Genomic DNA, 21,359 nt, shown 5'->3' with positions numbered 1-21,359 from the left:
AACGAGATAAGGCGGTTGAGTCGTTTCATGCTGCAGTCCTCCGGCGCTCGCCGTAGATAGCCATCATCAGGTCGTCTGGGTGGGGCAGCAGGAGCTGAAGGTGCTCGGCGCAGTAGGCATCCAGCAGTTCGAGGTAGGTCGTCATCTGCACCGTGGTGAACTTGCGGGTCTTGGCCCGGCCAACCTTGAACGCGGCGCCGTCTGGCAGCTCCACGCGGCGGACCTCAGCCGGCCAGAGCTTGGCCACCAGAATCTCGTGCCACTCTTCGCTGCTGGCCAACTGGCCGAAGGATTCGCGCAGGTGGGTCTGGATCAGGCCATTCCACATCCACAGCAGGCGGTTCTGGGCTTCGCTGCGCTTGTTGCGGGTCTCGCTGATGGAGACTTTGCGTGGTTTGCTCAGGTCGACATGCTCGATGAAGCTCATGAGCCGGCGGCGGTCGGACTCGGTGCGCAGGGAGTGGTCAGTCATGACGCCGCCCTCCAGCTGTATCGCTCAAGCAGGTAGCTGCGCGGGATGAACGCATCGATCACATACCCGTGAAACTTGACCTCGTTGAAGCAGCCTTCTGTGAGGGCGGCGACGTAGTGCTTGCAATCGCGGCGCCCACGGTTTGGGTCATGCACGATGAAGTTGCCGTCGTAGCACTCGCAGAGGACCTGATGAAGCCATCCAGGCTCGTTTATGGACGGGACTGCCACCATGTAAACCCCGTCCCGCCCAAACGCAGGCAGGTCTGCCGTGTCGAACGATTCGAATGGGATGCCGACCTTATCAAGCGCCTGGCGAGTACTCACCGAGCCGGCGAAATACCATTCGTGGATCTTGCCTACCATGACCCCGGCGGGAACGCACTGGATCATGGCAAGGCATGTTGAGAAGCAGGTATTGGGGGTCGGCTGGGTCTGGTGCGTGATAAGAAAGTTCATTGGCCGGCCTCCTTGCTCATGGCGGCGTCGATTGTGTTATCGACGTTCTCCTTGCTGAACTTCACGCCGGTAAACCAGATAGGCGTGCTCATGTAGAACTGGTGGACCGACTCGCTCTTGTCCCTCAGCCAGTGATACCGCGCCGCATCCTTTCGCAGCGCCTCGACCTCGGCCTTGAGCTGGTCGAGCTCGTGAACAGCCAGCAGGTAATCTGTAGCGGCGCGGCCCACGGCGTCGTGCACAGCCATCTCGGCCGCCACCCCGGCAAGTCGCACTTGGGCAGCCAGCCGCTCGTTCTCAGCGATCAGGGCCAGGATGGCGGCAGGGTTGGCGGCGGCGATGAAATGGGCGTCTTGCCAAATCAATGCAGAGGCAATCGACCCTCTTGCGGGATAGGCTGGCTGAACAATCGGATAGGCCTGTTCGGTCTGCCAGGGGCCAGGCGTTGCTGCCTCGGCAAGGCGCTTCAGTTCGGTGTAATCGGTCATGTCAAAACCCCTCCTTGCCGCGCTGCGATTCCCACTCGAACGGGACCACGATCATTCCGCCCTCGCGCAGGCGGTCAACGCAGCGCTCGCCCATTGCACCATCCAGCTGGTCGGCAGCCAGGTTGGAGATCACGACCGTGGGCCGCTCCTGCTCGTACCGGCCGTTGATAATTGCGAACAGGGTGGTCAGCTCGAAGTCGCTGGGCTGCTCCTTGCTCACCCCTACTTCGTCCAGCACCAGCAGGTCGGGGCCGATCAGGCTGGCCAGGATGTCGGCCTCGCTGCGTTCGCACTGGCGGTCATAGGTCGCCCGGATGGCCTGGAGAACGGCGCCCACAGTGCGGTAGACGGCCGTACGGGAGGTGTGGCGCAGCAGCTCGTTGGCCATGGCCACGCCCAGGTGGGTCTTGCCGGTACCGGGCTTGCCGATCAGCACCATGCAGCGGCCGGTCTTCATGATCTCGTCGAAGACCTTCACGTAGTGGCGGCAGAAGGCCAAGGCCCGGCGCTGGCCCTCGTTGTCCGCCTGGTAGTTCTCCAGGGTGCGTGTGGTGAAGCGCTTGGGGATCAGGGCGTCACCCAGCTTGCGGGACAGGGCCAGGCGCAGTTCGTAGGCCTTGGAGGACTTCTCAGCCACTTCGCGTTCCTCGTTGGCAACGCGTTGGCACTCAGGGCAGCCGCTCTTCAGGGCCCGGCCCAGGATCATCGTCACCTTCTGGTCAAACGCGCCGTGCTTCTCGCACTCGGCCGGCTGGATGCGAATGTTGGACAGGTTGTCCGGGATCGATACGACTTTCTCAGAGCGCATAGCTGCCGTCCTCCCGCAGTTTCAGGCCTACGGTGTAGTCGCGGTCGGCAAAGCCGGTGTGGCGGCTGGTGGGCAGGTGGTGGACGTTACTCGGGGTCTGGACCTCGTCTTCCCAGCGCTTGCCGTTCAGCCAGGTGGCCGGGTGCGGGATGTACTGGCCGCTGTCCTTGGTCCAGCTCGGGGAAACGCATTGCTTGGCCAGGCCCTGGGCGATCAGGGCGAACAGGTCGTCAGTGACCTTGAGTTTCTTCCAGGCCTTCTCGGCTGCGGCCTTGCACACCTTGCGCGGGTACAGGGCCCAGAACTTCGGGAAGAGGTCCACGCTCGGAGCGGGCGACGAGAGCTTTTGATCTTGATCTTTATGCTCTTCTCTTCTCTTCTCTTCTCTGGTCCGGTTTTTGTCCGCATCAATTGCGGACAGCAAATCCGCATCATTTTGACAGGCGTTTTTGCGGGCGTTGCGCTTGCGTTCGGAGTCATTGGCGCGACGCTTGGCGCTGGCCCCGTTGTGCTCCTCAAAGCGAGGCATTACAAGGCTTCCAGCCTCATCGACTGACGCCCATTCGACGTCGATCATGGCCTGAGTAAAGCCGGGCCAGCCGACCACGGCATCCATCGCGTCGACGGTGTAACCCACCAAAACCCCATCATCGCAATGCACATCAAAGATGCTCCAGGCGATGTGAAGTCCGCCAATGATGCGAAGTCTGTCCGCTTTCAATGCGGACACCATGCGGAAAACTTTGGGATGAGTCTGCAATTCGATGCGCATTTTGATCCAGTCTCCGGCCATTACTTACTGCCTTTGCCGACAAGGCCGGCAAGCTCGAGAAAGCGATCCACGTACCAGTGCGGCTGCGTCTCGCGGGGGGATTGGGGGTTGGTCAGGTTTTTGCCGTACTGGAGGCCCTTTTCAGTCACGCACCAGAACGCCACCGTTTCGTGCTTGGAGTTCTTGCGGGTCATGACCTTGATGAAGCCAGCGGCCTCAAGGCGGCGGTTGAAGGCGATGGCGGACCCATTGAGGCCCGTATCCCTCAGCAACGCTGTGAGCGACTTGGTGGCCATGCTGGAGCCGCCGGTGGCGTCCGGCGCGGCGTCCACGGCGTAGCCTGGGAGGAATTTCGGGTTCAGGCCATTGTTCTCGGCGATCTTGGTCAGCATCTGCATCTGGCAGGACGCCGCGGGCTTCAGCAGGCGCGTGAAGCACTCCATGATGGCGATCTCGCCAATGACCTTGGTGCCGTTTAGGGCAACCGCCTGGCGCGCCTGGGATTGCCCCTCAAGCTCATGCCAGCGCCGGATCACCTTCATGCGCAGACCGGCGCTGTAGCCGGTCAGGAGGCAGTCGGTGTGCTCACGGTCCAGCAGGTACTCGGTTTGCTCCCGGTTGCGACCGTCAAAGTAGATGTGAGCAAAACTGCTCACATTGACCTTAAGGTCCTCGGCCATGGCCTGGATGTCGCGCTTGACGTCGGGGTGGCGCTTTCCAGTGAGCTGCGCGATCTCCCGCGACGACATCGTGCGCGCCACGTTTTCGTAGCTGCCATTTCGTGGCGCGGGTGGTGGGGTATTGATCAGGTGGGGCGTGGTATGCATAATGGACCTCACTTTGATGTAGCAATGAACCGGGCCGGAATCCCGGTTTTTTTGTGCCCGAAATTCGGGCGTATCAGGAACTCTTCAGGGCCTACTCAGGCCTTACGGCGAAACGGTGTTACTGGACCCCTGGAATTCCGGGGCTTGGTTCGGTTGGCCAGTTCTCGACGCATCAACTCGGCAGCCAGTTCTTCGGGGGTAACCCCCCTCTTCTCTGCTTCGCGCTCAAGCTGCTCCATCGAGGCCTGGTCCAAGCCGACCTGTTCGATTGGCATGGGGCCTCCTCAGCGACTTCAGGCCGCGTTGTGTTCGCTTGTATCCTCGGCAGCGAGGGCGGCGAGCTGGGCTTCAAGCAGTTCGCGGCAAAGGACGGCGCGCTGGGTTCGGTGGAACTTGGCCAGCGCCTGGATCAGATCGAATGTGTCCTCATCGACCCTGACCTTGATCTCGCGGTCATGGAGGTGTTTGGGGTTCGCGTACATACGGGGTTTGCTCCTTGCTGCTGATGAAGTGGTTAGGCGGCGGATTTCTGGGACGGGAACGGGCGCTGCTCCTTGGCCTGAAAGCTCCCATCTGGGAGCTCAAGCACACGGATATCGCGCTTCGCAGTCAGAGCCTTGTGGATTGCCGGGGCGGTCACACGAAGAAGCCTGGCGGCTTCGGACTGCCCTTTTTCAGCAACAAATTCGTCGAGGGGGGTCTCGTTCATGATCGTGCCTCGGTTGTAGATAGGCACGATATTAACCATCTGTTAATTTTTAAGCAATACCGATGGTTTCTTCTATTTTTTAACCGTTGGTATACATTCGCGCGATGACCAAAAAACGAATCCTCCCTCCCGAACTGATGGCTGAATGCGAAGCGGCGCACGCGCTGTTCTTGTCAAAGAAGAACGACTTGAAGCTGAGCCAGAAGAAAATCGCGGACGAAGCGGGCATGACGCCGGCAGCGGTTAACCTGTATTTCAAGGGGATAAACCCGCTGAATGCCAAGTTCGCGGCGGTTCTGGCGCGCATGCTGGATGAGCCAATCGAGTCCTTCAGCAGGCGCCTGGCTGATGAGATCAGCAGCATGACGAAGGCCCCGGTCACGAAAGCTGACCAGAGCCAAGCACCTAGGAGCGCGGCTGACTTGGTGAAGGAGATGCTGGCAAAAAGCGGCAAGGGCATTCCCGAGGAGACCCGCGAAAGGCTACTGGCAGCGGCGGATGATGAATCCCCGGCCGGCTACCTGCCGTCCGAGCACAGATCGCTGCGCCCGCGCAAGGAGGAGATCGTCATCCCGCAGTACGACGTGCGCGCCGCCATGGGCCATGGACAGGTACCAGCGGAATACACAGAGGTCGTCCGCAACTTGGTGGTGCGTGAAGAGCTGCTGCGCGACAAGGGAGTCACTTACACCTCCGCATCTGCGCTGGCGATGATCGTTGGCTGGGGACAGTCAATGGAAGGCACGATCAACGACAAGGACCTGGTGATCGTTGATCGCGGGGTGAATGAGTACGTCGGGGATGCCATCTACGTGCTGACCTGGCACGGCCACCTCTTCATCAAGCGGATCCAGATCCTGGATGCTGACCGGTTTTTGCTTGTGTCCGATAACCCTAAGGTCAGGGATGTAGAGGCTCGGGTTGAGGATGTGACCATTCACGCGAAGGCGCTTTATATCTGGAATGGCCGAAAGGCATAAATAATTTGGATGACATAAGGTATTAAGGATGGCCGAGGATAAAAAGCCGACTCCAAAGCGGCTCACAATATTTAAGGTTGCATCGGCTGACTTCGTTCGATTTCTTGTAGATAAAGGCGGAGTCAACGAGGATGAGCAATGCCCAGTCTGCAGCAGCGACGAGTGGACTGTTCTTTGCCCTGACGACGGGGGGCCGACCTTGCGATTCGGGATGCCGGTCAGGAATCGTCCTGAGCTATTCTATGTGTCGGTATTCGCATATTTCTGTGTCAGTTGCGGCTTGGTCAGAAGCCATATGGCATCGGTCGTTCATGAATGGGTTTTGAAAAATCCAGCACCGGATTTACTTGAGCAAGATGTAGACGGCGCTGACCGGATTGAGGATGCTGGTGATGAGTAGTGCTACCTATCGCACAGCAGACACTCTGAAGGCAAGGTTTACCCTGTGCACAGAGACTGGATCATACAGGGCAAAATCTGACGGGCTTCAGCCAGACCTGATGGATGACAACAAGCCTACGATGAAGGATACTCGAAGGATGAATGACATTACTCGTGGCGAGCTTAGTGAGACCCTGTCCGCGATCGAAGAGCGCATGGATAAGCGTATTGATCGCATGGAAAAGGATGGGGAACGACGAACTGACGACTATCGAAAGGAGCTTGCTCTCCGTGATGAGCAGCTTCGTAGAGAACTGGATCTGCGCCAAGAATCGTTCCGAATGGAGCAGGCTGCCAGGGATGCCGCACTGTCTGAGAAGTTCTCAGGCTTTCTGGCAGCCCAAGCAGAGCGCGACAAAGCCCTAGAAAAGATTTCAGAATCACGTTTCGAGCGTATCGAGAAGGATGTAAGCAGCATCAAGGCAGATACCAAGAAGGTTGGCGAAGACGTCAACGGAATAAAAGTGACAATGGGTAAATATCTCGGTGGCGCTATTGTGATTGGCGCTATCGCTTCGGCTCTTCTCGGAGTTGCACTGAAATATGTGTTTTCGATGTCGGGCTCGTAACGTTTCATATTGATGTCAAAAAAGCCCGCCGCCGTGCGGGCTTTTTTGTGCCCATCAGAAAGGCGCCTCCTCCTCCAGGGCTTCGAACTCGTCGTGCATCTCGGCGCGCGGATCGTCATCCGCCGGCGCCTCCCAGCTCAGGGTCACTGACTCGTCTTCGTCGTTAAAGGTAATCTCGATGTCGTCGACCTCGGCCAAGGCGCCCATCACCTCCTCCCACTCGCGATCCCCGTCCGTATCCAGGCGGTGAATCGTTACCGTCTTCCGTTCCTGGGCGATCGGATGATTGATCATGTTCGCCACCCTGAGCCGTAGGCGCTCAATCCCGCTTACCTCGATCCGCTGTGCCGATGCTTTCTGCGTCTTCTGTGCCTTCGCCATATCGCTTTCCTTATGCTGTATATACGTACAGTAATGGCGAAAGCATACACCTCGCCCTGGAAAAATAAATTAACCGCCGGTATTGACGTAAAAATATACCGATGGTTAACTTAGCCCATCGAAACGCGAAACGCGGATCGCAGGGCCTCAACAGACCCGCCGCTCTTTAACAACCAGCGCAATACGAACAAAGACGGCACCGCCTCTACGGCGACCGGAGATCAGATAGCCCCGAAAGGCTACCAACGCGAGGCCCACCTCGACGGCTGACTAGAGCGAAAGGCTCGAACCGAGTGAATGACCCGCTATGCGGTGCCAGCGGAAACCAGATTTCACTGGCAGCCCTTCTCAAGAGGGGCTGACGGGAAATCAACCCAAAAAAGGAAACGCAGCATGAGCAATTTCAGCGCCGGCCAGCCAGTGGTCATCACCAACCCGCGCGGCACCGAGAAGGCGGGCAAGTACGTTGGCACGCAGGACCTGGGCAGTCGCCGCGGTGGCGGCCTGTACCTGGTGGTTGATGTAGAGGGCAAACAGCTCCGGGCCCGGCCGAGCAAAGTGCGGGCCGCCTAATCGGCGATTTGCTGAAGCGCCTGGGCGACCGGGCGCTTTGGAAATCCACCGGGAGAGCAAGACGATGCGACCAGTTATGACCATGAAAGCTATCCACGACGACCGTGGTCGCCGGACGGGAATTGAAGACTCGACAGAGGGCCGCTTCCACGGCTGGGGCGTTGATTACGAGGTGTTCGAGACCGGTCCCGGCAACTACACCGTGGCCATCGTAGAAATGTCAGATGGCTCCGTTCAAACGTTGATGCCGTGGCTGATCCGCTTCTTGGACAGCAAGCAAGCCGAATCCGAAGCCTTGGATCACGCATTAGCCAACCCGATCATCATCGGGTGATTCAATCCCAGGCTCTCCCCCGAGAGCCCATCGATAACCCCTTTCGCACAACGATAGTTGGACGGCAGCCACCGTCGCGAGAGGGGTTATCGATGCCGGACGAAACTGCGGCCTATAACCGCCCACCTGGTATCACCTGCGCAGAGCCGATCTGCGAATCCAGTGTTGGAAGCACTGGACGGAATCCCCCTCAACCAGTCTTGCCGGGTATCGGCAGCAAGAAACGGCAGCCCTATCTCACTAGGGCCTCCAACCACCTGCCCGTAGTGAGCCAATAACGGGCCCGATCACCTCGAAAGAGGCTGCATCGGAGTGTGATTTGCCGATTGAGTAGGGTCTGCCAACTCGGGCAGGCACCAAACCGATAACGCGGAAGGTAGCACCGACTGGCGATTCGGATCGGGCGAGACAGATCACACCCCGATGCAGATGCACGCCCAGGCTGATGGGCAGGTTTGAAAACTAACAGTTCCCGAGAGTGAGCGCTGACCGGCTAAGTACTATTTTATGCCCGCGCGGTACCGGCTCGTAATAACTGGCATTGCGGTAGCCGAAAGGCGCTGACCGCGGCATGACTCTCAAGGCGGAGATCAGCACCGTCCTTCTGCATCACCCCCTTCCCCCATCGACCGCATCGGCAGGTGCCAGGCCACCATTCACGGTGGGTTTGGTCACCCGCGCCTGGTATCTGACCAATGCGGTCTGCGCCCTGGAGGCGATCATGCACCCAAGCATCCAAAGCCGCCGCGAAGTACTCGCGGTGCTGCGCGAACGCACCCGGCTGGCCACGGCCGAGTTCTACGAACTGGTCGGCATTGTCTTCCCGGTTGTCTCCTGCCGACACAAGGTCATCCCGGTCGGCAAGGCGTACCACGTCACCGACAGCGCCACCGGTAAGGTGAAGGGCTTCCGCTTCACGCATCAGGCCGCCTGCGAGCTGGCGAAGGTTCTGGACGACCGAGTGTTGAGGTCGTCGCAATGAACACGCACGACAAGGCCGTTTGCCTGATCGACACCGCGATCAAAACGCTAGCCGCGGCAAAGCCTGATCTGCACCTGGTGTATTCCAACGCCGCCTACACAGCCGCGAACGTCAGCCACGAACTCAGGGCCATCGACAGCGCCGAGTTCAAGCAGTACTGCGAACGCATCCGCCACATAGACGCCCGCTTCCTGGGCCTCGACCAACCTGGAGTTGCGCCATGATCGCTCTCGTCTGGTTCTGCTACGCCTACCGCGTCAAATAATCCTCCCCGCCCCACACCAGCCGCCCTCTCGGCCTGGAGATTCGCCATGTCCCAGATTGGACAGTACGCCGACACGCTCCAGGCGTTGGAGCAGGATCGGCGGATGGAGAGCGTGGGCGATGCAAAAGGCGATAACTGGTTCGACGATGCCGCGAACGAGGAAATCGCCCAGCAATACGCCTCAGTGCGTGATCGCCACCTGGCCGGCCGGCCTGCCCGGATCCGCGCCGCAATGCTCCAGCTGGAAATTGTCTGCCCACCCACCACCCTAACCACCAAGGCGCCCAGCATGGAGCGCGAGGAGAGTGCCGTGTCCGCACAAACTGAACTGGCCATCTTGCCAGCCAAAGACGTTGCCCTGACGGTATTCAGCACGCCGAACGGGCTTGATCCATACCTGCAGATCGTGCGGGACGATATCGACAAGTTCCTCGCATCTGCCCCTGACGTAAAAACCAAGAAGGGTCAGGCGGCTTACCGGTCCATCGCCTACGACTTGGCCGGGTCAAAAACGAAGCTCGATACCCTCGGCAAGGATCTTGTGGCTGAGCTGAAGGATGTGCCGAAGAAGATCGACGCAGAGCGGAAACGGGTGCGTGAGCTTCTGACGGCCTGGCAGGAAGAAGTTCGAAAGCCCTTAACCGACTGGGAGGCGGCGGAAACGGCACGCAAAGACCGGCACGTCGACGCGATCCAGGCGATGAAGGATGTGGTTGAAGCGACTGGCCCGCTCGACGCCGCGCAAATTCAGACGGCTATCGATGAGATGGAAACGCGGGTCATCGACGCCTCCTGGGAGGAGTTCCTGACCGAAGCTGCCCAGGTCAAAGACCAATGCCTGCTAGCCCTGCGCAACCACCTGAAAGCGCGACAGGTCTACGAGGCCGAGCAAGCCGAACTCGCCCGGCTACGCGCTGAAGCAGAGGCCCGAGCCAAGGCCGACCACGAAGCCGCCATCGCCCGCGAAGCCGCCGAGCGTGCACAGCGTGAGGCAGATGAGCGCGCCGCGGCTGAACGTGATGCTGCTGCCAAGCGTGAGCGGGAGTTGCTGGACCAGGCCGCCGCCCAGAAGCGCGAAGCCGAAAATCAGCGCCTGCAGTTGCAGCTTCAGGCTGAGCAGGCCGAACGCCAAGCGGCCCAGGCGGAAGCAGACAGACTGGCAGCTATTCAGGCAGCGGAAATCGCCCGGATCGAAGCCGAGAAGAATGCCGAACGCGCCGCCGAGCAGGCCCGCCTGGACGAGCAGCGCCGCCAGCAAGCCGCAGCCGACGAGCTTGTGCGACAGCAGCAGGCTCGCGAGCGCGACGAAGCCCACCGCCGCAATATCAATCGCGCAGCCCTGGACGCGTTCGTCGCCGGCGGCATGCCAGAAGCCTGCGCAAAGCAGGCCGTCACCCTGATCGCCCAGCGCAAGATTCCCGCCATCGCAATCACCTACTGAGGTCGCCATGAACGCGACGCCACGCCTGGCCGCCCAGCTTGACTGGATGCAGGTCAGCGCGTTCTCGCCTGAGCAATTCACCGGCGACGAGCGCAAAGAGTACGAAGACGAAGCCCGCAAAATTGAGCGGGAATGGGACAACCAACCGAACTGAGGACACCTCCATGTTCAAGAAAGCCGAACGCAAGCAGGCCAAGCTACGGCTGGCACTTGCAGGCCCATCAGGCTCTGGCAAAACCTTCTCCGCACTGCTCATGGCCAAGGGCCTGGGCGGCCGGATCGCGGTAATCGACACCGAGCAGGGCAGCGCCTCCCTCTACTCCGACATTGCCGACTTTGACGTGCTGGAGTTGCAGGCCCCCTTCTCGCCCGAGCGCTACGTTGAGGCGATCGCCGCCGCCGAGGCTGCCGGGTACAACGTGCTGATCATCGACAGCTACTCGCACGAATGGACGGGCCCGGGCGGCTGCCTGGAGGCCAACGAGGCGCTGGCCCACCAGAAATTCCGGGGCAACACCTGGGCGGCCTGGAACGAGACTACGCCGCGGCACCGGCAGCTCACCAACAAAATCCTCACCAGCACGCTGCACGTCATCTGCACGATGCGCAGCAAGACAGAAACCGTCCAGGGCGAGGGCAAGAAGATCGTGAAGCTCGGCATGAAATCCGAGCAGCGCGACGGCACCGACTACGAATTCACGGTGGTGCTGGATATCACCCATGACGCGCACACCGCGCTTGCGAGCAAGGACCGGACGAAGATTTTCGAAGGCCCGGAGCTAATCTCCGAAGACACAGGGCGCCGCCTGCTGGCCTGGCTCAATGACGGCATCAACCCTGAGCAGCGCGCCAAAGACTTACTGGTGGACGCAATCGCCGATATCGCCGCTGCCAAGGACATGGCCAGCCTCCAGGCAGCCTTCAACGCTGCCAAAACAATCGCGATCGGCTTCGACCACCTGGTTGCCCAGGTTGTGGCCGCCAAAGACAAACGCAAATTCGAACTCACCCCACAGGAGCAATCTGCATGACGGCGTACATTTTCGATTCGGAAACCACCGGCCTCAACCAGCCCCAGTTGGTAGAAGCAGCGTGGCTGCAACTGGCAAGCATCGCCGAGCCTGTGGCAACCGGCACCTTCCTGCAGCGGTACAAGCCGGCCAAAGCTATTGAACTGGGCGCGCTCGCAACCAGCCACATCCTTGACGAAGAGCTGGAGGGTTGCCCCTCGCACGACACCTTCGCTTTGCCTGGCGATACCGCCTACCTGATTGGTCATAACGTCGACTACGACTGGGGTGTCATTGGTCGTCCAGACCTCAAGCGGATCTGCACCGCGGCACTGAGCCGGCGCCTGTGGCCGGATGCAGACACCCACACCCAGTCAGCGATGATGTATCTGCACTACCGCAGCGAGGCTCCAGCCCTACTGCGAAATGCCCATGCCGCCCTGGACGATGTAAAAAACTGCCGGCTGTTGCTGGTGAAGATCCTCGATGCATTGGCGGCAGACCTGGGCCGGGCCGTTTCTTCCTGGGACGAACTCTGGGAGATTTCGGAGGATGCACGGGTCCCCACCATCATTCGTTTCGGCAAACATGCGGGCTCGGCCATCAAGGACATCCCAGCCAGTTACAAATCCTGGCTCTTGGGGCAAGCCGATATCGATCCGTACCTGCGCGTTGCGCTATCTCGGTAGGTGCAGCATGAGCGAACACAGCCCCCAAACCTACAGCGCCCGGATGGCGGAGATCGAAGCGGCCAAGGCCGAGTTCTTCGCCCGGGGCAATCAGCCCCAGGTGCTCGCCACCTACGCATTCAAGCCTGAGCCGCCACGCAGGGCCTGGATAGACCCTGAAACGGTCCTGAAGCGTAAGCCGATGCGCATCACCCGGGACCAGCGCCGCATCCTCAAGCAATTGGCGGACTCGCTATGAGCAAGGTGCGCAAGCCCCACAACTTCAAGGCCAGGATGGACCGGGCCAGCCGGGCGCTGCTCAAGACCAACCACGCCGCCGTGGTCAACGTCGAGTCACCGGACCGGCAGATCATGCTCAATTGGAAGAACTGCAAGCAGATCATCACCCTGCCGGTGGCTAACGCCATGTGCGATATCCCCCACCGGTGGACGATCTACATGAGCGTGTTCTGCCAGCAGCCAGACGGCAGCCAGTACAGCAAGTCGACCGAGTTTTCACCGGTCGGCGTGCACTTGGTCGCCGCCCTGGAGCAACTGATGATCAGCAAGCACGCCGAGCTGATCGGGTCGAGCAACCAGAAACACGTCATCGGGTCGGGGTGGATCGCGATACCCGATGAGGTGAGCCTGACCGAGGCCCAGGCCAACGCGGTATTCACGGCCATGGGCGTCTGGCAGCAGGCCAGGGCCGCATGAGACGAATCAGCACCAAGGTCCGGGCCCGGCGCCGGGCCGAACATCTCCACCTTCCACCCAGTGGTATTCAATATGACCCCAATTTGGCGATACCTAACCCACCCGGCCGGGATGACGGCCCAGGCGTTGGCCGAATCGGCCAAGATGACCGTCCAGGCGGTCCGCGCCGACCTTGCCAAGCTTGAGTCTGCCGGCAAGGCCCGGCGACAACGCGCAGCCGTGGGCCAGCCCCATCGCTGGTGGCGCGCCGGCAACCAGCCGCTGGATGGCGACGAGGTCATGCTGCACATGGCCTTGGCCGCCTACCACAACTCGTCCGCAGAAAAGCTGAGGGAGGTGCTGGCCGATGTCGGTCGCCGGGCAAAGAACCCCGCCCACCAGAAGATCGTGACCCTGTGCGCTACGGCCCGGTCTCCGCATCAGGTGGTATGGGCAGCGCTGGAAGGGTATGAGGTCGAACCAGGAGACCAGCATGGCACTGACTCAGCAGCAGCGTGACGAACGCCGCCACGCCAAGGCAGCAGCTCTACAGGAAGAGGATCTGAGGCTGAAGGTACGCCCTGGCACCAAGCAGGCCCTGGCCGAACTGATGGCCTGGGCCAGGATCGAGGAACAGGGTGAGGCGTTGACGCTGATGATTCATCGACTGCATGAACTGGGGCCGGGCGGCGCGCTGCCGCTGCTGGAACCGCCGCGCCACGAGATAGCACTATCGCGAAAAGTGGCGCTGGCGTTTGAGCGGAAGAGCCTTCTGATGATTCAGAAGGATCCGGGGGATGTAATTATCGGCCCTGATTTGGCTGGCCGCCAATCCACCGAATAGCTGCAGCCTTTGCCGCGTTTACTGCATCTTCATAACTGCTCCAGTCCCCAATGACGGCATCACATATAAAAAGGTCATCAACCGTCTGGTCAGCTGGATAAATGATGGCGGCGCTTGGAACAGATCCTGGATCCTTCCACTGGAAAGCAATTTTAAGAGCAATTCCCTGGTGCTTGAAGTCAATCGGCCGAGGCCGGTCCCCTGGTGTGTGCATTTTCCACCTCCTTTTGATCCGGCCCCATGCCGGCCAATACCTATAGCCCACCCCCAATCAAATTGCCACCATCCGGCCACGGAGGGCGGCGCATGCAATGGAGATTGCCATGACCCACAAGTGCTACCGGCGCGACCCCAACGTGAACGCGATCACCGACCTTGTAAGCGATGAGCAGATGCAAGCCGTTTTCGATGGCACCAATTTCGGCCATACCGACTTTCGGGGTCTGCTCGCCCAAGGTTGCATCAAGGCGCTGGCCGGCTGGCACCAGGGCCACACTCTGACCACCATCCTCGACGAGCTGCGCTTGATCAGCTGGAACAAACAGGCCGGCAAGATCAAGGTCACGGCCAAGGGCCGGCACTATATCTGGCTCGCCTTCAAAGGCCGCCCGGGTGTCTGATCCCGACACCTAACCCCACCCTCCCCTATATCGCCACCTCGGCCAGCCATCGGCAGGCGGGCGGCCGCCTAGACGCAAGGACCAACGAATGGCTGAGCACAACATCGTCAGCATGAGCGGCGGTAAAGATAGTACGGCCACATTATTGGTCGCCCGCGAACTGGAGGTGCCAAACCTCAGCGCTGTATTTGCCGATACCGGTCATGAGCATCCCGCAACCTATGACTACGTGCATTACCTGGCTGAAGCCACGGGCATCCCTATCCGCTGGGTGAAAGCCGACTTCACGCGTCAGATAGCAGGCAAGCGCAAGTTCATCGAGTCGAAGTGGCGCGAAAAGGGTGTCCCCGAGTCGGTTGTGCTCGGCGCGCTAGAAGTTCTGCACCCAACGGGTAACCCGTTCCTCGACATGTGCCTCTGGAAGGGCCGCTTCCCCAGCACCAAGGCCCGCTTCTGCACAGAGGAGCTGAAGCGCAACCCGATAATCGAAGACGTCTTCATGCCTCTGATGACAGGAGAGAACCTGGTTCTATCGTGGCAGGGCGTGCGTGCTGATGAGTCGCTCGATCGCCGCTATCTACCGGAGTGCGACGAAGTAGGTGCGGGGCTATTCAACTACCGCCCGATCCTCAAATGGCCAGTGGCTGCTGTCTTCGAGGCCCACCGCGCCGCGGGCATCAAGCCAAACCCCCTGTACCTCCAAGGCTGCAATCGTGTTGGCTGCATGCCCTGCATCAACTGCGCGAAGGACGAGCTGCGCGAGATCGCGTCAAGGTGGCCAAAAGAAGTTGCAAGGGTCCGTGAATGGGAGCGTCTGGTCAGCATTGCCAGCAAGCGCGGGTCGGCCACGTTTTTCACCTCAACTAACGACCCGACCGTGCAGGCCAGTGACGACATTACAGCCGCGACCCACGGTATTGACCGCATGGTCGACTGGGCCAACACCGCGCGCGGCGGACGCCAGTTCGACATGGTCGACCTGATAGCGCGCACCGACAGTAAACAGAAATGCTCTTCGGCCTACGGCCTCTGCGAGTAAACCATGACCACAGCAATCGATCTGTTCGCCGGCCTGGGCGGATGGTCCACCGGTGCCCGCGCGGCGGGCGTCAAAGTCCTCTGGGCGGCCAACCACTGGCCCGAGGCCGTGAAGTGGCACGCGGCCAACCATCCCACCACCGACCACGTGTGCCAGGATTTGCACCAGGCGCGCTGGGAGCAGGTACCGCCCCATGACCTGTTGCTGGCCTCGCCATGCTGCCAGGGCCACTCGAAGGCGCGCGGGAAGGCCTCCGGCAACCCGCAGCATGACTCCTCCCGCTCCACCGCCTGGGCAGTCGTATCGGCCCTGGAGTATCACCGGCCGGCGGGCGGGGTGGTGGAGAACGTGCCGGAATTCGTGGACTGGGCGCTGTACCCGGCCTGGCTACAAGCGGTCCAGGCGCTGGGCTACCAGGTCGCTCCGCACATAGTCGACTGCGCGGACCTGGGTGTGCCCCAGCACCGCGTGCGCCTGTTCCTGGTGCTGACCCGCAGCCGTGCACCGCTGATGCTGGAGCTGCACAAGCGCCAGCACGTGCCGGCCGCCAGCTTCCTGGACTTCAGCGCCGGCAAGTGGTCGCCCATCGAGAAGCCTGGGCGGGCTGCCGCGACCCTCACCCGGGTGGCCAACGGCCGGGCCAGATTCGGCGACCGGTTCATCATGCCTTATTACGGCAAGGGGTCGGGCCTCACCGGGCGGTGCACCAGCCGCCCCATCGGGACCATCACCACCCTGGACCGCTGGGCCTTGGTACGCGGCGACGAGATGCGGATGCTCAGCGCCAACGAGGCACTGGCCGCCCAGAGCTTCCCGGCGGACACCCTGCGGCCGGACAACCACCGGCTGACCATGCACATGGCCGGCAATGCGGTTCCGCCAAAGGCCGCGCAGATCATCCTGGAAGCGATGATGGCCGCCGCGTAGCGCAAAGAGTACAAGTGTACTCCACCCCCTATCACAGCCTGCTGCGGCAGGCGCAGAGGACAGATAGATGAAATACCCCCAAGACGATCAGAACGAGATAAACCGGCTGCACGCCGAGTTCATCGTCCTGCACGAGCCCCACAACGAGCAGGTGATGGCCTTCCAGGATGCGAGCTACGCGCTTGGCCTGAAGCGGGGCCAGGCGCGCGAGGCCGCACTCCAGCAGCGCCTGGCCACCGCCGAGCATCAGCGCGAGCAGCTGGCCCAAGCTATCGCTGATGCCACCCACAAGGCTGGCATTGTGGCCGACGGCGCGGCGCTCGACGGGCCAACCCTTCTCATGGTTCTGAGCGATCTTGCCGAGTGCCAGCTTGCGACCCAGCAGCGCCTGAACGAGGCAGAACAGCTTCTTACCGATGCCCGCACCATGCTCGCCGAGCATCAGTGGCACTACAGGCCCTATGACAGGGGTTATTACTGCCCGGAATGTGGCGGTGATCGCGATCATGGCCAGCACAACGAGCGATGCGCGATTGGCGCCTTCCTTAGCCAAGTGACCAAGGACAGCCCGGAGGTGGGATCGTGAGCGCGATCATCAGCCAATGCGGACTGTATCGCTATCGTTTGGAACGCGAAGTCCAGGATGAGGGAAAGGTGTTCGCCTATTTCGGAATCAATCCTAGCACCGCCGACGCCATGCTAGATGACGCGACCGTGCGAAAGTGGCGAGGCTTCACGCTCCGCAATGGCGGCCGGCGCTTCATCGTAGGCAACGCTTTCGCGTACCGCTCAACCAACCCCAAGGCGCTGTATCACGTAGAAGACGCTGTCGGGCCTGAGAACCTGACCCACCTCAAGCAGATCATCGCCGAGGCCGACATTCTGGTGCCTTGCTGGGGCGGTCTATCGAAAACCCTCAAGAGCCAGCACGGCAGGCTGTCAACGCTTCTCTACATGCTGACCTCAAGCGGAAAGCCCGTCTTGCACTTCGGCGTGACCTCGTGCGGGCAGCCCAAACATCCGCTGATGCTGGGCTACGACACTCAGCTACTTCCATGGGGAAAGCCATGAACAACGACATGATCAGCGTGCCGCGTGAGCTGCTGGAGCGCATTTGCCACATCTACGCCAGTTCTCCCTGGCCTGCGTGGTATGAGCTTCGCGCCCTGCTGGCCCAGCCGAACACCTGCACCAAGGACGGCGGCCAGTGCGAACCGCTGGCATATCTGGACCTTGAAAAGATTCAACATGGAACGGCCTACGCTACTAAAATGCGCGTCAACCACAGGCAGACCGCGATGTACGCCAAGCAGCCCGCGCCGGTTGTGCTGCCGGAGCGCAAGCCAGATTCTGGGCCAGACCCATTCGGCAACAAGGGCTGGAACGCCTACGACGACGAACTCAAGCGCCTCAACCCCACCCTCTAACCCTCCCCCATCTATCAAAGTCAGCCGCTGTAGCGGTATGGCGAGGTATTGCCCAATGAAAGCACTCTCAATTCGCCAGCCATGGGCCTGGCTGATCATCCATGGCGGCAAGGACATCGAGAATCGCAGTTGGCACACCAAGCATCGTGGCCGTTTCCTAGTTCATGCGTCAAAGGGGATGACTCGCGCAGAGTACAACCAAGCTACCTGGGTCGCTGGCCCGCTCGGCGTCACCATTCCACAGTTCGAGGAACTGCAACGCGGCGGCATCATCGGATCGATCGAACTGGTCGATAGCGTCGATCACAGCGACTCGCCCTGGTACATGGGCGCGAAGGGATTCACTCTGCGCAATCCGCAGACGCTGGAGTTCATGCCGCGCAAGGGACAACTCAACTTCTTCGATGTGCCAGATGAACTGGTGGAGCCATGACCGAACTGATCGAAGTGAATGTCGCCAACCTTTCCGGCGAGGCCTTGGGCTGGGCCGTCGGCAAGGCGGAAGGCCTGGATGTTCTCCTGGCCCCGCCCGTCTACGGCAACCCTTGGCGGGTGTTCGTCCGTTACGCCGGCGAGGTCACCACTCGCGATGTGCGGTATGTGCCGCAAGATAGCTGGGCTGATGGTGGGCCGCTGATCTCGAAATACCGAGTACTGATCACGCCGCCGAATGAAATGGTCCATCGCAACTTCGGACCTTTCGACAAGCGCAACGGGTACTACGAAAGCGGCTTGTGGGGATCGACCATCTTCGGCAAAGAACGCAAGCACCGACGAGCTTCCTTCCATCACCAAGACAGCCCACTGACCGCAGCCATGCGCGCGATTGTGCAATTCGAACTGGGCGACACCGTTCAGGTGCCCAAGGAGTTGATATGAGCGACCGCGAACTGCTGGAACTGGCGGCCAAGGCTGCTGGCATAACCGGGCTTGATTTCAACTATCACAAGCGCGAAGGTCACGGGCTCTACTTTGGTCCGCGCCTGCCATATCCACCTGGCATCCAAGCGATGTGCCCGCGCTACTGGTGCCCGCTCGAAGACGACGGCGATGCGCTGCGTCTGGCGATGCTTCTCGAGCTTGGGGTTGTGTGCAAAAGGGAGAGCGACAGCTACGAACGGAATACGTCTGTTGTCACCAACCCTTATTGCGTCAACCAGATCAGGGTCACTCAGAAGCATCTTGGTGATCCTGAGGCCGCAACTCGCCGCGCTATCGTCCGCGCAGCAGCCGAGATCGGGAGGGCCATGCCATGACCCAAGTCCTCAAAGGTCCCTACCGTCAGCACGGCTTCTGGTGGGTAGATGTGAAGTGCGACCGCAAGGTGAAGCACAAGATGTACAGCAGCCAGGAGATCGCCCAGGCGGCCGTAGACCGCTGGCTTGCTGGGACCGGCGCTATGGCGGTGACCGGGAAGGCCCAGGCTGGGCAGGAGTCGGTATGAGCAGATTCATTGCCGTCATCCACGGCTGGCACGTCGACAGCAACGGTTTCAACGTGTACCAGCTGAACGCCACTACCAGCGAGGACGCCAGCAAGGAGGCGTGCTGGCTCATGCATCAGCGCGAGAGCACATTCGACCGCTGCTCGTACGTTGTGGTTGAGATCGACGACCGCGAGCACCTTCCCCGTCGCCTGACCTGGCGCGAGCGCATCACCGGCAAGATCTGATAGCTCTGACCTAATCTCACCCACTCTCTACTGCCTGCCGGGGTTCGGCGGGAAGGATCAATCATGTCTGAAATTAAGCACACGCCTGGGCCTTGGATTATTGACCCTGACGACACCGACTATATTGTCCAGGCTTCCAATCCTGACAGCATCGGCATAGCGATAGTCAGCACCATCGATCCGATGGGGGAAAAAAGGCGCTGGTGGTTTGGTCCGGAATCCATGGCCAACGCCAAGCTCATCTCCGCCGCGCCAGACCTGCTGGCCGACCTGCAGGAAGCGGCCGCCACCCTGCGCCGCTACGAAACCCTGCACCGCGCCAAGGGCACACCAGATAGCACAGCGAAGGCCGAGGTCAACGCCACCTTGGCCGCGCGCTTCGAAGCCACGATAGCCAAAGCCACCGAATAACCCCTTCTGCCGCCATAGGGCGGATGGAGCATACCCATGGCAAACGCCACAGCGGCCAAGGCCACCAGCATTCAGCCGCGGTTCATTCGCTTCGGCGATGCCCCGGGCTACCTGGGCATGTGCCGGGACGAGTTCAACAAGACCGTCCGGCCCCACGTTCGGGAATTTCCTATCGGAAAACAGGGCGTTGCCTTCGACCGGCATGAGCTGGACGAGTGGGCAGACGCCTACATCACGGCCAGGGCGATTGAAAAAGCCGCCAATCAGGACAACAATCCGCCTCGCAGCGAGCGCCACGGCGGATCCACAGGAGATGCGCCATGGCCCAAAAAGCAATCACGGGGCTCCAGCAAATGCCGAACGGCATCTGGAAAATCGACAAGAAATACCGAGGTGAGCGAATTCAGGAAAGCACTGGCACTTGTGACCGGGCCGAAGCGGAGCAGTACCTGATTCACCTTTTGGAAAAACGCCGCCAGCAGAAGATTTACGGCGTGCGCACGGTCAGAACCTGGCGGGAGGCGGCCACCCGCTTCCTGCTGGAGGTCAAGGACCAGGCCTCTATCCACATCTCAGCCACTTATATGGAGCAGCTCGACCCCTTCATCGGGGACATGCCGATCACTCACATCGATGACGACGCCCTGGCTCCATACATCAGGTCGAAGCTCAAGCCTGAGGTCGGGCGCCCGGTCACGAACCGGACAGTGAATATCGCGCTGCAACGCGTGATCAGGGTGCTGAACCTGTGCGCAAGGAAGTGGCGGGATGATGAGCGGCGCCCATGGCTGGACGTGGTGCCGATGATCTCCCTGCTGGACGAGAAGACAAGCAGTCGCAAGCCCTACCCACTGTCCTGGGAAGAGCAGTCGATTCTGTTCGCGGAATTGCCGGCGCACCTGCAGACCATGGCGATGTTCAAGGTCAACACGGGCTGCAGGGAACAGGAGGTGTGCAAGCTTCAGTGGGATTGGGAGATTGCGGTGCCGGAACTGGGGACGAGCGTGTTCCTGATCCCGGCGAGCTTTGGAGGCAGGAGCGCACGGGCCGGCGTGAAGAACCGAGACGAGCGCCTGGTAGTGATGAACGACGTGGCCAAGTCGGTGATCGAGAAGCAGCGCGGCAAGCACCCGCTGTTCGTGTTTCCGTTTGGCAAGCCGGATGGCGAGGGGAATGAATCGACTGTGCACCGCATGAACGACTCAGCCTGGAAGAAGGCCAGGGTCCGGGCGGCGAAGAAGTGGCAGGAGAAATTCTTGCGGCCGGCGCACGATGGCTTTGCCAGGATCCGCATTCACGACCTGAAACACACCTTTGGGAGAAGGCTGCGTGCGGCAGGCGTGACTGAGGAAGATCGGAAAGCTTTGCTCGGCCACAAGAACGGGAGTATCACCAGTCACTACTCGGCAGCAGAACTGGACCAACTCATCGAAGCGGCAAATAAGGTATCAGCAACCGACTCGCGCGCACCAGCGTTGACGATTTTGAAGAGGAGGCAGGGATGAAGAAAAATGCCAGGGTCACTCGAAAAGTCACTATGGCAAAA

General features: G+C 60.6%; 39 protein-coding genes. 29 read left to right on the top strand and 10 right to left on the bottom strand.

What is annotated here, in order from left to right; translation table 11 throughout:
• Positions 1-25 precede the first annotated feature (25 nt).
• The 9 genes from QBK88_RS23310 to QBK88_RS23270 form a co-directional block, all read right to left on the bottom strand.
• Positions 26-472, bottom strand: a complete 447-nt coding sequence (locus QBK88_RS23310) for a recombination protein NinB (protein ID WP_277963881.1) — start codon at positions 470-472, stop codon at positions 26-28.
• Complete coding sequence (locus QBK88_RS23305) at positions 469-930, bottom strand: hypothetical protein (protein WP_277963880.1); 462 nt, start codon at positions 928-930, stop codon at positions 469-471. The genes QBK88_RS23310 and QBK88_RS23305 overlap by 4 nt, the downstream gene beginning before the upstream one ends.
• Positions 927-1,418 (bottom strand): ead/Ea22-like family protein, encoded by a 492-nt coding sequence (locus QBK88_RS23300; RefSeq protein ID WP_277963879.1) that lies wholly within the window; start codon positions 1,416-1,418, stop codon positions 927-929. The genes QBK88_RS23305 and QBK88_RS23300 overlap by 4 nt, the downstream gene beginning before the upstream one ends.
• A 1-nt stretch (position 1,419) precedes the next feature.
• The gene (locus QBK88_RS23295) at positions 1,420-2,226 is read right to left on the bottom strand and encodes an ATP-binding protein (RefSeq protein WP_277963878.1); all 807 of its coding nucleotides are present in this window, start codon (positions 2,224-2,226) and stop codon (positions 1,420-1,422) included.
• A complete protein-coding gene (locus QBK88_RS23290) occupies positions 2,216-2,998 on the bottom strand; it encodes a Pyocin large subunit-like protein (protein ID WP_445764983.1) in 783 nt (260 codons plus the stop codon). Before QBK88_RS23290 ends, QBK88_RS23295 begins: the two co-directional genes overlap by 11 nt.
• A gap of 20 nt (positions 2,999-3,018) precedes the next feature.
• Positions 3,019-3,825: a Rha family transcriptional regulator gene (locus QBK88_RS23285; RefSeq protein ID WP_277963876.1), complete on the bottom strand. Its 807-nt coding sequence runs from the start codon at positions 3,823-3,825 to the stop codon at positions 3,019-3,021.
• A 95-nt stretch (positions 3,826-3,920) separates the two neighbouring features.
• Complete coding sequence (locus tag QBK88_RS23280; RefSeq protein ID WP_277963875.1) at positions 3,921-4,100, bottom strand: hypothetical protein; 180 nt, start codon at positions 4,098-4,100, stop codon at positions 3,921-3,923.
• Positions 4,101-4,118: 18 nt separating this feature from the next.
• Positions 4,119-4,307, bottom strand: coding sequence for a hypothetical protein (locus QBK88_RS23275; RefSeq protein WP_277963874.1), 189 nt, complete (start codon positions 4,305-4,307; stop codon positions 4,119-4,121).
• A 32-nt stretch (positions 4,308-4,339) separates the two neighbouring features.
• On the bottom strand, positions 4,340-4,534 hold the full coding sequence (locus tag QBK88_RS23270) for a Cro/CI family transcriptional regulator (RefSeq protein ID WP_277963873.1): 195 nt from the start codon (positions 4,532-4,534) through the stop codon (positions 4,340-4,342).
• Between the two features lie 104 nt (positions 4,535-4,638).
• Between QBK88_RS23270 and QBK88_RS23265 the strand changes: the two genes are divergently transcribed.
• The 3 genes from QBK88_RS23265 (at position 4,639) to QBK88_RS23255 (ending at position 6,524) form a co-directional block, all read left to right on the top strand.
• Positions 4,639-5,514, top strand: a complete 876-nt coding sequence (locus QBK88_RS23265) for an XRE family transcriptional regulator (RefSeq protein ID WP_277963872.1) — start codon at positions 4,639-4,641, stop codon at positions 5,512-5,514.
• Positions 5,515-5,542: 28 nt separating this feature from the next.
• Positions 5,543-5,914 (top strand): hypothetical protein, encoded by a 372-nt coding sequence (locus QBK88_RS23260; RefSeq protein ID WP_277963871.1) that lies wholly within the window; start codon positions 5,543-5,545, stop codon positions 5,912-5,914.
• Positions 5,915-6,053: 139 nt separating this feature from the next.
• The gene (locus tag QBK88_RS23255; protein ID WP_277963870.1) at positions 6,054-6,524 is read left to right on the top strand and encodes a hypothetical protein; all 471 of its coding nucleotides are present in this window, start codon (positions 6,054-6,056) and stop codon (positions 6,522-6,524) included.
• A gap of 54 nt (positions 6,525-6,578) precedes the next feature.
• Here QBK88_RS23255 and QBK88_RS23250 read toward each other — a convergent pair whose 3' ends face one another.
• A complete protein-coding gene (locus QBK88_RS23250) occupies positions 6,579-6,905 on the bottom strand; it encodes a DUF1654 domain-containing protein (protein ID WP_277963869.1) in 327 nt (108 codons plus the stop codon).
• A gap of 393 nt (positions 6,906-7,298) precedes the next feature.
• On the opposite strand from QBK88_RS23250, the gene QBK88_RS23245 reads away from it, so the two are divergent.
• The 26 genes from QBK88_RS23245 to QBK88_RS23120 all read left to right on the top strand — a co-directional run bounded on the left by QBK88_RS23245 (position 7,299) and on the right by QBK88_RS23120 (position 21,318).
• Positions 7,299-7,478 carry a hypothetical protein gene (locus tag QBK88_RS23245; protein WP_277963868.1) on the top strand — a complete coding sequence of 60 codons (180 nt, stop codon included), beginning with the start codon at positions 7,299-7,301 and terminating at the stop codon, positions 7,476-7,478.
• 76 nt (positions 7,479-7,554) lie between these two features.
• A complete protein-coding gene (locus QBK88_RS23240; protein WP_277963867.1) occupies positions 7,555-7,812 on the top strand; it encodes a hypothetical protein in 258 nt (85 codons plus the stop codon).
• Between the two features lie 571 nt (positions 7,813-8,383).
• On the top strand, positions 8,384-8,794 hold the full coding sequence (locus QBK88_RS23235) for a hypothetical protein (protein ID WP_277963866.1): 411 nt from the start codon (positions 8,384-8,386) through the stop codon (positions 8,792-8,794).
• Positions 8,791-9,018, top strand: coding sequence for a hypothetical protein (locus QBK88_RS23230; protein ID WP_008369851.1), 228 nt, complete (start codon positions 8,791-8,793; stop codon positions 9,016-9,018). Before QBK88_RS23235 ends, QBK88_RS23230 begins: the two co-directional genes overlap by 4 nt.
• A 351-nt stretch (positions 9,019-9,369) precedes the next feature.
• Complete coding sequence (locus QBK88_RS23225) at positions 9,370-10,500, top strand: hypothetical protein (protein ID WP_445764984.1); 1,131 nt, start codon at positions 9,370-9,372, stop codon at positions 10,498-10,500.
• Positions 10,501-10,507: 7 nt separating this feature from the next.
• A complete protein-coding gene (locus QBK88_RS23220) occupies positions 10,508-10,654 on the top strand; it encodes a hypothetical protein (protein WP_277963864.1) in 147 nt (48 codons plus the stop codon).
• A 10-nt stretch (positions 10,655-10,664) separates the two neighbouring features.
• Positions 10,665-11,531 carry an ATP-binding protein gene (locus QBK88_RS23215; RefSeq protein WP_277963863.1) on the top strand — a complete coding sequence of 289 codons (867 nt, stop codon included), beginning with the start codon at positions 10,665-10,667 and terminating at the stop codon, positions 11,529-11,531.
• Positions 11,528-12,199, top strand: coding sequence for a 3'-5' exonuclease (locus QBK88_RS23210; protein WP_277963862.1), 672 nt, complete (start codon positions 11,528-11,530; stop codon positions 12,197-12,199). The genes QBK88_RS23215 and QBK88_RS23210 overlap by 4 nt, the downstream gene beginning before the upstream one ends.
• Before the next feature lie 7 nt (positions 12,200-12,206).
• Positions 12,207-12,437 carry a hypothetical protein gene (locus QBK88_RS23205; RefSeq protein WP_158156670.1) on the top strand — a complete coding sequence of 77 codons (231 nt, stop codon included), beginning with the start codon at positions 12,207-12,209 and terminating at the stop codon, positions 12,435-12,437.
• Positions 12,434-12,895 carry a hypothetical protein gene (locus tag QBK88_RS23200; RefSeq protein WP_277963861.1) on the top strand — a complete coding sequence of 154 codons (462 nt, stop codon included), beginning with the start codon at positions 12,434-12,436 and terminating at the stop codon, positions 12,893-12,895. Before QBK88_RS23205 ends, QBK88_RS23200 begins: the two co-directional genes overlap by 4 nt.
• Before the next feature lie 72 nt (positions 12,896-12,967).
• Positions 12,968-13,393: a hypothetical protein gene (locus tag QBK88_RS23195; RefSeq protein ID WP_277963860.1), complete on the top strand. Its 426-nt coding sequence runs from the start codon at positions 12,968-12,970 to the stop codon at positions 13,391-13,393.
• The gene (locus QBK88_RS23190; protein ID WP_277963859.1) at positions 13,368-13,718 is read left to right on the top strand and encodes a hypothetical protein; all 351 of its coding nucleotides are present in this window, start codon (positions 13,368-13,370) and stop codon (positions 13,716-13,718) included. Before QBK88_RS23195 ends, QBK88_RS23190 begins: the two co-directional genes overlap by 26 nt.
• Positions 13,719-14,041: 323 nt before the next feature.
• Positions 14,042-14,338, top strand: a complete 297-nt coding sequence (locus QBK88_RS23185; protein ID WP_277963858.1) for a hypothetical protein — start codon at positions 14,042-14,044, stop codon at positions 14,336-14,338.
• An 88-nt stretch (positions 14,339-14,426) separates the two neighbouring features.
• Positions 14,427-15,377, top strand: a complete 951-nt coding sequence (locus tag QBK88_RS23180; protein ID WP_277963857.1) for a phosphoadenosine phosphosulfate reductase family protein — start codon at positions 14,427-14,429, stop codon at positions 15,375-15,377.
• Positions 15,378-15,380: 3 nt separating this feature from the next.
• Complete coding sequence (locus QBK88_RS23175; protein ID WP_277963856.1) at positions 15,381-16,304, top strand: DNA cytosine methyltransferase; 924 nt, start codon at positions 15,381-15,383, stop codon at positions 16,302-16,304.
• A 67-nt stretch (positions 16,305-16,371) separates the two neighbouring features.
• On the top strand, positions 16,372-16,890 hold the full coding sequence (locus QBK88_RS23170; RefSeq protein ID WP_277963855.1) for a hypothetical protein: 519 nt from the start codon (positions 16,372-16,374) through the stop codon (positions 16,888-16,890).
• A complete protein-coding gene (locus QBK88_RS23165) occupies positions 16,887-17,375 on the top strand; it encodes a DUF1643 domain-containing protein (protein WP_277963854.1) in 489 nt (162 codons plus the stop codon). The genes QBK88_RS23170 and QBK88_RS23165 overlap by 4 nt, the downstream gene beginning before the upstream one ends.
• Complete coding sequence (locus tag QBK88_RS23160) at positions 17,372-17,731, top strand: hypothetical protein (RefSeq protein WP_277963853.1); 360 nt, start codon at positions 17,372-17,374, stop codon at positions 17,729-17,731. Before QBK88_RS23165 ends, QBK88_RS23160 begins: the two co-directional genes overlap by 4 nt.
• Positions 17,732-17,786: 55 nt before the next feature.
• Positions 17,787-18,164 (top strand): ASCH domain-containing protein, encoded by a 378-nt coding sequence (locus QBK88_RS23155; RefSeq protein WP_277963852.1) that lies wholly within the window; start codon positions 17,787-17,789, stop codon positions 18,162-18,164.
• The gene (locus tag QBK88_RS23150) at positions 18,161-18,610 is read left to right on the top strand and encodes a DUF2591 domain-containing protein (RefSeq protein WP_277963851.1); all 450 of its coding nucleotides are present in this window, start codon (positions 18,161-18,163) and stop codon (positions 18,608-18,610) included. The genes QBK88_RS23155 and QBK88_RS23150 overlap by 4 nt, the downstream gene beginning before the upstream one ends.
• Positions 18,607-18,987, top strand: coding sequence for a hypothetical protein (locus tag QBK88_RS23145; protein WP_277963850.1), 381 nt, complete (start codon positions 18,607-18,609; stop codon positions 18,985-18,987). Before QBK88_RS23150 ends, QBK88_RS23145 begins: the two co-directional genes overlap by 4 nt.
• Complete coding sequence (locus tag QBK88_RS23140; RefSeq protein ID WP_277963849.1) at positions 18,984-19,175, top strand: hypothetical protein; 192 nt, start codon at positions 18,984-18,986, stop codon at positions 19,173-19,175. The genes QBK88_RS23145 and QBK88_RS23140 overlap by 4 nt, the downstream gene beginning before the upstream one ends.
• On the top strand, positions 19,172-19,402 hold the full coding sequence (locus tag QBK88_RS23135) for a hypothetical protein (RefSeq protein ID WP_277963848.1): 231 nt from the start codon (positions 19,172-19,174) through the stop codon (positions 19,400-19,402). Before QBK88_RS23140 ends, QBK88_RS23135 begins: the two co-directional genes overlap by 4 nt.
• A gap of 63 nt (positions 19,403-19,465) precedes the next feature.
• Positions 19,466-19,813, top strand: coding sequence for a hypothetical protein (locus QBK88_RS23130; protein WP_277963847.1), 348 nt, complete (start codon positions 19,466-19,468; stop codon positions 19,811-19,813).
• A gap of 36 nt (positions 19,814-19,849) precedes the next feature.
• Entirely contained in the window at positions 19,850-20,266 is a 417-nt protein-coding gene (locus QBK88_RS23125; RefSeq protein WP_277963846.1) for a hypothetical protein, read from the top strand.
• Positions 20,167-21,318, top strand: coding sequence for a tyrosine-type recombinase/integrase (locus QBK88_RS23120; RefSeq protein WP_277963918.1), 1,152 nt, complete (start codon positions 20,167-20,169; stop codon positions 21,316-21,318). The genes QBK88_RS23125 and QBK88_RS23120 overlap by 100 nt, the downstream gene beginning before the upstream one ends.
• Positions 21,319-21,359 lie beyond the last annotated feature (41 nt).

It is taken from the genome of Pseudomonas sp. RIT-To-2, assembly GCF_029623465.1.
Classification (GTDB): Bacteria; Pseudomonadota; Gammaproteobacteria; order Pseudomonadales; family Pseudomonadaceae; genus Aquipseudomonas; species Aquipseudomonas silvicola.
The sequence above is the reverse complement of the archived record's forward strand: the minus strand, read 5'-3'. Positions and strand labels throughout refer to the sequence as shown.